At 70.9% G+C, this 3,905-nt stretch carries 4 protein-coding genes; 2 read left to right on the top strand and 2 right to left on the bottom strand.

Annotated features, from left to right (window positions below):
• The coding region (locus MXD58_RS22405; RefSeq protein WP_250609870.1) for a CAP domain-containing protein at nucleotides 1–456 on the top strand (456 nt) is incomplete at its 5' end.
• A gap of 121 nt (nucleotides 457–577) precedes the next feature.
• Nucleotides 578–1,663: an L-cysteine desulfhydrase Cds1 gene (gene cds1 / locus MXD58_RS22410; RefSeq protein ID WP_248839752.1), complete on the top strand. Its 1,086-nt coding sequence runs from the start codon at nucleotides 578–580 to the stop codon at nucleotides 1,661–1,663.
• Between the two features lie 69 nt (nucleotides 1,664–1,732).
• On the opposite strand, the gene MXD58_RS22415 is transcribed toward cds1, so the two are convergent.
• Both MXD58_RS22415 and MXD58_RS22420 read right to left on the bottom strand, forming a co-directional pair.
• On the bottom strand, nucleotides 1,733–2,830 hold the full coding sequence (locus MXD58_RS22415; protein ID WP_248839751.1) for an amidohydrolase family protein: 1,098 nt from the start codon (nucleotides 2,828–2,830) through the stop codon (nucleotides 1,733–1,735).
• Between the two features lie 154 nt (nucleotides 2,831–2,984).
• The gene (locus MXD58_RS22420; RefSeq protein WP_248839750.1) at nucleotides 2,985–3,356 is read right to left on the bottom strand and encodes a hypothetical protein; all 372 of its coding nucleotides are present in this window, start codon (nucleotides 3,354–3,356) and stop codon (nucleotides 2,985–2,987) included.
• Nucleotides 3,357–3,905: the final 549 nt, after the last annotated feature.

A 3,905-nucleotide genomic window follows, 5' to 3' on the forward strand; every position in this document is an offset into this window, starting at 1 on the left:
GTACCGGTGGTCGGAGCGTCGCGGGCGACCGCCCCGACCTCGCCGGGCCCGGGGGGCGGCGCCGGATCGACGCCGATGCTCGCCCAGGTGGTCGCCCTGACGAACGCCGAGCGGGAGCGGGTGGGCCTGAGCCCGCTCGGTGTCGACGCGATGCTCGCCGCCGCCGCCGACGCGCACAGCCGGGACATGGCGGCCCGCGGCTATTTCGCCCACACGAGCCCCGACGGACGGACGGTCTCCGACCGGGTGGTCGCGCTCGGCTACCGCTACTCCCGGGTCGCGGAGAACATCGCCGCCGGCCAGACCACGGCGCAGGAGGTGGTGACCGGTTGGATGAACAGCCCCGGCCACCGGGCGAACATCCTCATCCCCCAGCTGCGCCAGATCGGCGTCGGCTATGCCACCGGCGGTGAGTTCGGCACCTACTGGACCCAGGTCTTCGGCACCCTGCTCTGAGCGGCGCCCCTGTCCCGCCGGCACCGCACCGTCGGGCCACCATCGGGCCACCATCGGGCCACCATCGGGCCAGCGTGTAATCGGTGGGCCACCCGGGCGTGCGACGGGTTGGATGGCACGTATGGACGCTGCGCCCGGCCCGCGGAACCGCCGGTGGGTCCACGCGGCCATCGCGCGCGTCGAGGCCGACACGAACCGGTCCGCGGACACGCATCTGCTCCCGCTCGCGCTGTGGCCGGCGCAGCGCGGTGTCGACCTCTATCTGAAGGACGAGTCGACGCATCCGACCGGCTCGCTGAAGCACCGGCTCGCCCGTTCACTGTTCCTCTACGGGCTGTGCAACGGCTGGATCGTTGAGGGTACGACGATCGTCGAGGCGTCGTCGGGCTCGACGGCGATCTCGGAGGCGTACTTCGCGCGCATGCTCGGCCTGCCGTTCGTCGCGGTGATGCCGGCGACCACGAGCATCGCCAAGATCGCCCTGATCGAGCGGGCAGGCGGCCGCTGCCACCTGGTCGACGACGCGACCACCGTCTACGCACAGGCACAGCGCCTGGCGGAGGCGACCGGCGGCCACTACATGGACCAGTTCACCCATGCGGAGCGGGCCACGGACTGGCGCGGCAACAACAACATCGCCGAGTCGATCTTCGATCAGATGGCCTTGGAACGTCATCCGGTGCCCACCTGGATCGTCGTCGGCGCCGGCACCGGCGGTACCAGCGCGACGATCGGCCGGTATCTGCGCTACCGCCGGTATGACACGTCCCTGTGCGTCGTCGATCCGGACGGCTCGGCGTTCTACCGCTCGTGGACGACCGGTGATCCGCAGGCCACCGGCCGCAGCTCCCGCATCGAGGGCATCGGCCGACCCCGTGTCGAGCCCAGCTTCCTGCCCGAGGTCGTCGACCGCATGATCGGCGTGCCGGACGCGGCCTCGATCGCCGCGATGCAGTTCCTGCGGGCCAACTCGGGCCGGCGCGCGGGACCGTCGACCGGGACGAACCTGTGGGGTGCGCTCCGGCTGGCGTGCGAACTGGTCGCCGAGGGCCGCGAGGGCAGCATCGTCACGTTGCTGTGCGACGGCGGCGACCGCTACGCCGACAGCTACTACTCCCCCGCCTGGCTCACGGCGGCCGGCCTGGACCCGGACCCGTACGCGGACGTCCTGCGCCACGCGGCCGAAACCGCCACCTGGCCGACCTGAACCACCGGGCCAACCAGAACCACCGGGCCAACCAGAACCACCGGGCCGACCCGGGCCCGTCTGGGCGGTCTACGCGACCGGCTGGCCGCGCAGCACGATGAGCGTCGGGTCGGTGAGGACGCCGAGGTCGATGCGGGGATCGGACGGGTAGACGACGAGGTCGGCGGGGGCGCCTTCGGTGAGGCCGGGATGGCCGAGCCACTCGCGGGCGGACCAGGTAGCGGCGGCGAGGGCCGCCTCGGTGGACAGGCCGGCGCGGCGCAGCTCGGCGACCTCGGCGGCGACGAGCCCGTGGGCCAGGCTGCCGCCGGCGTCGGTGCCGACGTAGATCGGGATGCCGGCGTCGTGCGCGGCGCCGATCGTCTCGTAGCGGCGTGCCTGCAGGTCACGCATGTGGGCCGCGTACGCGGGGAACTTCGCCTCGGCGCCACGGGCGATGTTCTCGAACGTGGCGATGTTGATCAGCGTCGGCACGATCGCGACGCCGCGTTCGGCGAACAGCCCGATCGTGTCCTCGGTCAGGCCGCAGGCGTGCTCGATGCAGTCGATGCCGGCTTCGACGAGGTCGGTGAGGGCACTCTCGGCGAAACAGTGGGCGGTGACCCGGGCACCGGCGGCGTGCGCGGCGTCGATCGCGGCCTTCGCGGCGTCCGCCGGCCAGCAGGGGGCGAGGTCGCCCAGCTCCCGGTCGATCCAGTCACCGACGATCTTCACCCAGCCGTCGCCCCGCCCGGCCTGCGTGACGATCTCGCCGACAAGGTCCTCGGGTTCGATCTCGACCGCGTAGTTGCGGAGGTAGCGGCGGGTGCGGGCGATGTGCCGGCCGGCCCGGATGAGCCGAGGCAGGTCGTCCCGGTCGTCGACCCACCGGGTGTCGGCCGGTGAGCCGGCGTCGCGCAGGAGCAGCGCACCCGCCGCCCGGTCCATGTGGATCTGTTCCTCGGCGGTGGCCTGGTCGACGGCGCCGTGCGACGCGAGGCCGACATGGCAGTGCGCGTCGACCAGGCCGGGCAGCACCCAGCCCGACACCGTCCGCACGTCCTGGGCGGCCGCGCCGGTCGGGGCCGTGAAACTGACCTGTCCGTCGATGACCCACAGCTCGTCCCGGACCTCCGCGGGGCCGACGAGCACCGCCCCGCGGATCCGCAGTGTCGGCGTGGTTGTCACGAGGCCACCGCCCCGCCCACCACCACACCGGCCATCACCGAGTTGGCCGCTGTCGTCCCAGCCGCTACCGTCATGCCACCTCCCAGCCGAGTCGGCACCAGTCTGCTCTCTTTCGGGCAGCCGGACCCGCGGCGGCGAGGGTCGCGCGCCGGGGTCAGACGTCGAGCTGCGACTCGATGCCACGCAGCCGGTGGCGGGCCAAGGCCAGGTTCGCCCGGTTCTTGTCGAGCACCAGGTAGAGGAAAAGGCCGCGGCCGGAATGACTCTGCAGCAGCCGGATGAGGTGGTACTGGCGACCGAGGGTGATCAGCATGTCCTCGATCGTGTCCTGCAGGCCGAGGCTCTCCATGGTGCGCAGTTTCGCCCGGATGACCTCGGTGTTCCCGGCGGCCGCGACGTCGAGATCCAGCGCGTGGGCGCTGCCGGCCGTGCCGAGGGTCATACCGCTGGTGAAATCGACGAGGGCGGCGCCGAGCGCGCCCCCGATCTCCAGCGACTCCTTCAACGCAATGTCGACACTGTTCATATCGCTCCCCGTTTTCTTGGAGTGGACGGAACCCGCGACGCCACCCTCGCCGTCCACGGACACCAGTTCACGCGAACCGCGCGACGATGAACGCCCTCGCATACAGCCCCTCACAGACTCCAAACTGCCCGTTCTACGACTGCTCGGCAAAAGACTAACCAACAACGACAGGTCCGAACAGGGGTGGACAAAAAATATTTGGGCGCGGACACGGAGACAACACCGTCATACAGCTATCCGTCGACGGTGCGACTCGACCGAACATTCCGCCGACCCGAAAATCGATGAACCCTAAATCGTCAAAGTAAAAGCAGATTACTGATACAACCTCGCCATGGATATTCCGTGTCGGGCGGGCGTCGGCGATCCGGCCTCGGGGCAGTGCCCGGCGGCGGACCGTCCCTCGCGACACCCGCACTCACCCCAAACCCAAATCAGACGCCATGATCCGTCGGATCGCGGGTAGAAGCGCCACCATGGTTGATCACCGGCGGCCGGGAGCGGGCGGGCCACGCGCGAACGGGGTCGGCCGCCCGCCGGCGCGCGGGC

The organism is Frankia sp. AgKG'84/4 (genome assembly GCF_023242965.2).
In the GTDB taxonomy this organism is placed as follows: domain Bacteria; phylum Actinomycetota; class Actinomycetes; order Frankiales; family Frankiaceae; genus Frankia.

Coding starts and splice junctions, on each gene's coding strand:
- MXD58_RS22420 (WP_248839750.1), bottom strand. CDS start 3,356: ATGAACAGTGTCGACATTGCGTTGAAGGAGTCGCTGGAGATCGGGGGC.
- cds1 (WP_248839752.1), top strand. CDS start 578: ATGGACGCTGCGCCCGGCCCGCGGAACCGCCGGTGGGTCCACGCGGCC.